Raw genomic sequence first — 5,523 nt, forward strand, 5'->3', positions numbered from 1 at the left:
TTGTCCATGTCCATATTCAGTTCAATCTCAATATCGCCTAAATTAGTGGTAAAAATAATCATACTAGCAGTGACCGTTAGGGTATTAATCAAGCGGTGCAGTATACGTAATCAAGGACCGAAACTGTAGTCAATTTAAAGCATAATCATACGCAGTGAGGTGCTTATAACAAAGCAATCAAGGTGACCCGTTACACTCGGCGGTTTTGGTATGAAGTTCAGTGTGTTTTGATGGTTTTGCGTGGGGCACCTTATTGCAGGCGTTATGGCGCGTACAATAATGAATACTTCCTTTCTATTTTGTCCACATTAAACGTGTTTTTGATCTCAGCGCAATTTGTCACTTCTTTATGCTAATTGAAGGTTAAATTTCAACGAATATAGAGGACGTTTTTCTATTTACTTGAAGTAATTCACAAATGGACACCTAGAACAAATGTATACAAGGTTTATATTGAACTCGTGGCATATCAGGGTTCATAATGCTGACAGTTCTATCGGTTGAAGCGTTGTCTAACAGATATTCCTGTAAGCAACACTTCAGCTTTCACCATTTAAGGAATAATATGAAAAAATTGATTAAGGCTATTGCTTGTGCTTCATTCATCTTACCTAGCGTAGCTTCAGCTGGAACAGCTATTATACCAACGTTTAAGGTTTGGCAAGGAGCAGTTTCTTGTTATCAAGTGTCAAACATATCAAATGTAAGTGCTAGTGTGACGGTAAAATTTTATGGCAAAAATGGAGAAAGTTACTTTGGGCCTTTGGTTCCTACGTCAGATATAACGACTTTAGAAACTCCTTTTGAATTAAAAGCACATCAAACAGTAAACTTTTGCTTGGACAAAAGTAGTCATAATTATGGATATGGAGTTATAGAAAGTTCTTCTGTTGGTCCAGGCCAATCATTCTTAGTGGCTGTTGGTCAATATAACTCTAAGCACACAGAGTATACAATGGTCGAACATTCAATACCAATTAATAATGGAATGCCATTTTAATCATAATATTATTTAAATAAATCCCCCTTAGATGATACTAAGGGGACTTATAAATGGTTGTATTTTAAGCTAACCTGTTTGTGTTACCTGTGAATATTTAGATACAGTACATTATATAATTTTGTTCAGAGGGGGGTATTTCGGTTGCCATAACAAAGCAATCAAGGTGACCCGTTACACKYGGCGGTTTTGGTATGAAGTTCRGTGWGCTTTGYTRGTTTAGSGTGGGGCACCTTATTGCAGGCGTTATGCACCTAAGAGCCATGCTCATCGATGGTAGAAGGTTCATTGTTCACTACCACGATTTCTTAGGCCATTCGTTCAGCGAAAGGCTGCCATTTGGTGTCGGGGTTCAGCAAGTTGTCAGTTTCTTTGTAGCCTTTGAGTACGAACCGTCAGGCTCTCGTTTAACACCCTTTTTGTTCCGTGGTTTCAGAGAGGGGCGATCCCTTTGGCTTTCAGCTTCATCGCAGGTCAGCCGATCTGGTTTGGCATTTGGAATGGGGAAAGTTCAGCTGACTCAAAGGCGCTAGGAGGGAGAAGCAACCTTAAATCAGGATTTGTGGCAGCTTCACCGAAAGACACTATGCGTCGATAGACTTGCGACCAAATAGGGAACGCACTAATGGATGGAGTTGCATAACAAAGCAATCAAGGTGACCCGTTACACTCGGCGGTTTTGGTATAAAGTTCGGTGTGCTTTGTTGGTTTTGTGTGGGGCTCCTTATTGCAGGCGTTAGCTGCTTATTGGAGAAAAAATGAGTTACAAATATATATTTTTCATTATATTATCACTGCTATCTAGTCAGTCTATGGCAGATGTAAAAAAAATTGAGTCTTTCGAAATGGCTTTTCCTAAGGCGTTGAAATGTTTTACTGATAATATGCAACCGGTATGTTTCCACTCGTCAGAAATGCGTAATGATGACTTATTTATATACCTTAGAAGCAATAAGTTTGAAGGTGAGGAGTTTAAACAAGAATCACATCTTTATAGTTTATTGGTAGAGGCTAATAAAATTTATTCATCATTTAATAAAAGAACATCAAAGTTCAATGAACCAAACAGTTCCCCTTTGAAATACTATTATGATTTTGGTGATGATTTTGAAAGCAAAATTGTTGCTGTTATAGATTTCAAATTTAAAAATCGTTCACTTACTGCAATTCATGACAATAATGACAGTATATATATTGATTATGAAGATCGAATTGACTTTGGAAGTTTATTAAAAATACACCGTAAGGTTTATAGCAGCAATCAACGGCATCACTTTAACCCTGAAAAAGAGGGTGAGTATTTCATTTCCGGCAGAGATACTACTAAAACTTCAATTTATGATGTGGTTAGCGAACCAGCAGTAAAAAATATCAAAACAGGTGAAGTTACAGCAACAGGGCCGCAAGAAGAAACAAATCGTCAATTTCGCTATACAAGAACGATTTCATATCAAGCGTCTTACTTCAATTTAGATGATTAATTGGTATGAGTCATATCAATAGTGGCGTCTCATAAGTACTCAAACTTGACGCAGCTAACAAGGCAATCAAGGTGACCCGTTACACGCGGCGGTTTTGGTATGAAGTTCGGTGAGCTTTGTTGGTTTAGCGTGGGGCACCTTATTGCAGGCGTTAGGCATCTTAGGAGGATTTACTAGTGAAAGTGGAAATTTTAGAAGGTTACGACGATTATTTCGACGTAGATGGAACACCCTTGGATTTTTGTATCAAGAGAAAAACCTTCCATTATAAAGGCATCAAGGTAGTGTTGGACAAACTTCCTTATCTTTTGAACAACACTAATGGGAATGTTTATTTTACAACACCTGCAGTAGCAATCATAAACGACTATGTGGATGAAGCGGTTGAGAAAGGAAAAAAAGAAGTTCGGATTAATCAATTTGGAAGGTTCAATCGCGGTAAACTTCCGGTTGGTGATAATACGGAATTTAGGTATTCACCTGCCGAGCATTTTTTTATTCCAGGTCTAATTAGAGATATTCCATCTAATGGCTTTTTAACACCAGTGTATTTTGAGAAACACGTGTTAGTTAAGTTTGAACATGCTGAGGGCTATGATATTTCAAACTATACAAAGAGTGCGGGTCGCATCCATGGTCCTGAAGGTATAGATGTTCCTTATGGTATTAATAAAGATGGATACGTAATTATGTGGTTAGGCGATATTGTTGATTTTCCCAATAAAGAACTGTTGTATTTATACTCCGCAAATGTAGAGCCTCAATACGACATTCATTCTGATTTTTACAGGAACCAAATTTTAGGGGAATGGCTGTAAGCCAATGCCTAACAAGCAATTTAAGAGGGATTCACAACGCTCGGCATTTTTGCTTCTACTTCACGTTTAGTGTTTATGGCACAATGCTTTAGGTTTGGGTGGAGGCGTTGTTCACCCCTTAATTGGGCGTTATGTATACAGGAGATATCTGTGGACTGGGAAAGTGTTTTTAAATTAATAACTGCAGCTTTAGCTTCGGTTGGAGGAGCTACAGCAATAATTTTTGGCGCCTCGAATAAGCTTGGAAAGTTTTGGGCACAAAAAATACTTGAGCAAGAAAAAAACAAGTTAGCAGCTGAACTGGAAGCGACTAAGCGAGAGTTAGATCTTGCTAAAGACAAATTGCTTTCCTCACATAATGATAAGGTCGCCATTTATCGTATGGTTATAGACACGGTTGCGGAAATTTTGTCTAGCTTTGATGCGTGGCACGAAAAAGAAATTAACGCGAAAGAGTCCCAACAAGCGTTTCAGTCGTTCAATAAGAGTAGAATTAAGCTGTATGGCTACTTGGGAATGTTAGCCCCTCAAAATGTTATGGACGCTCAAGATCGGTTAATAGATCATTTACTACTAGTTCATCATAAAAATGCGCCATATGACTGGTGTGAAGTTAGGGAATTGTCAATAGCGCTGATTAATGAAGTTCGTCAAGATATGGGTATAGATACAAACCCAATTTCATACAATGGAGTTTTGTAAACATAACAAAGCGTTTAAGACGGATTCCCAACGCTTGGCATTTTCGGCTTACTTCAGTTTAAGTGTTTATGTCACAATGGTTTAGGTAGGGGGGTATGCGTTGCTCACCACTTAACGCGGCGTTATGCACCTTAGAGCCAAGTTCATCGATGGTAGAATGTTCATCGCATATTTCCACGATTTCTCTGGCTATTCGTTCAGCGAAAGGCTGCCTGAAAGTTCAGAGAACAGCAGGTTGTCGTTTTCTTTGTCGCCTTTTACCTTGGCAATTCAACAGTGAGTTTCAAGCGTTACATTGCTTTGAAAGGCAGCAGTTTGCCTTACCAATAGTTCTGTGCAGCAGCCAATCAAATCTGTATCAGGTTGTCATTCAAGCTCGCCTGGCTCAAAGTTTTGAAAGTAAAGCGGAATTATTGGAGTCTGCGCTTGTTGTCTGCATGCTGCAGTCTCATCAAGCGTGGAAAGGTTATCGGCCAAGTATGCTCGTAGCAATGGATGGAGTTGCATAACAAAGCAATCAAGGTGACCCGTTACACTCGGCGGTTTTGGTGTGGAGTTTGGTGCGCTTTGTTAGTTTAGTGTGGGGCACCTTATTGCAGGCGTTATATTACCTTCAAATAAGTAGAGGAATCATGAAGCCTAGTCTTAATAAGGACATCGCACTAAATCATTTTAGAGAATATTATTGGCTTAGAGTTGAATTGGTTAAATTTTGCCGAGAGAACGGGCTGTCAGCAACAGGTGCAAAAAAGGAAATTGAGGCACGTATCGCTCATTATTTAAAAACGGGGGAAAAGCTGTCAGCTGAGAAAAGCCAAGGAAACAGTCGCATTGATACAAAGGTTCCTATAACTCTCAATACACGATTAAAACAAACCTATAAAAATGACAAAGCCAATAGAGTATTTTTCAAAACAATAATTGGTGAAAGGTTTAAATTCAACGTGGTTTTTATGAAGTGGGTCAAACTTAACCCTGAGAAAACCTATCAAGATGCAGTTGATGAATGGCTCAGAATTGAGGTGGACAAAAAGTCAGGAAAGAGCCATAAAATCGCCCCTCAGTTTGAATACAACCAATATACAAGAGATTTTTTCATCGCCAATCCAGGTAAAAGTCGAGCCGATGCAATAGCGTGCTGGAAATACAAAAAAGGGCTTCGTGGTAGCAATCGGTATGAAAACTCTGACTTAATAGTATTAGACGATAAACCGATATTTTAATAGGCAAATTTTAGACTAAAAATCAGCTGGATACGGTAATATAACAAGGCAATCAAGGTGATGCGTTACACTCGGCGGTTTTGGTTTGGAGTTCTGTGTGCTTTGTTGGTTCGGTGGGGCACACCTTATTGCAGGCGTTATGGCCTAGTAGCACAGGCAACGTGGTATTCGTTTCAAGTTCATTGAGTCATGCTTAGCGGCTGTTAAGCCGGTCTCTTAGGCTATATACCTGCATGCTTTTCGGTATAACGAACTGTAAGGTTTATTGGTTTTGTACGCCACACGCCTGAGTTACCAAC

Annotated in this window: 5 protein-coding genes; all 5 read left to right on the forward strand. The window is 39.2% G+C overall.

Annotated elements, in window-relative coordinates; translation table 11 throughout:
* Positions 1-565: 565 nt before the first annotated feature.
* The 5 genes from L4D19_RS29935 (at position 566) to L4D19_RS29955 (ending at position 5,224) form a co-directional block, all read left to right on the forward strand.
* Positions 566-1,000: a hypothetical protein gene (locus L4D19_RS29935; protein ID WP_428455424.1), complete on the forward strand. Its 435-nt coding sequence runs from the start codon at positions 566-568 to the stop codon at positions 998-1,000.
* Positions 1,001-1,758: 758 nt separating this feature from the next.
* Complete coding sequence (locus L4D19_RS29940) at positions 1,759-2,481, forward strand: hypothetical protein (RefSeq protein WP_428455425.1); 723 nt, start codon at positions 1,759-1,761, stop codon at positions 2,479-2,481.
* Positions 2,482-2,657: 176 nt separating this feature from the next.
* The gene (locus tag L4D19_RS29945) at positions 2,658-3,299 is read left to right on the forward strand and encodes a hypothetical protein (RefSeq protein WP_428455426.1); all 642 of its coding nucleotides are present in this window, start codon (positions 2,658-2,660) and stop codon (positions 3,297-3,299) included.
* Between the two features lie 150 nt (positions 3,300-3,449).
* Entirely contained in the window at positions 3,450-4,001 is a 552-nt protein-coding gene (locus L4D19_RS29950) for a hypothetical protein (protein ID WP_428455427.1), read from the forward strand.
* Positions 4,002-4,633: 632 nt separating this feature from the next.
* On the forward strand, positions 4,634-5,224 hold the full coding sequence (locus L4D19_RS29955; protein WP_428455428.1) for a DUF6434 domain-containing protein: 591 nt from the start codon (positions 4,634-4,636) through the stop codon (positions 5,222-5,224).
* Positions 5,225-5,523: the final 299 nt, after the last annotated feature.

Source organism: Photobacterium kasasachensis, assembly GCF_050336885.1.
Taxonomy (GTDB): Bacteria; Pseudomonadota; Gammaproteobacteria; order Enterobacterales; family Vibrionaceae; genus Photobacterium; species Photobacterium kasasachensis.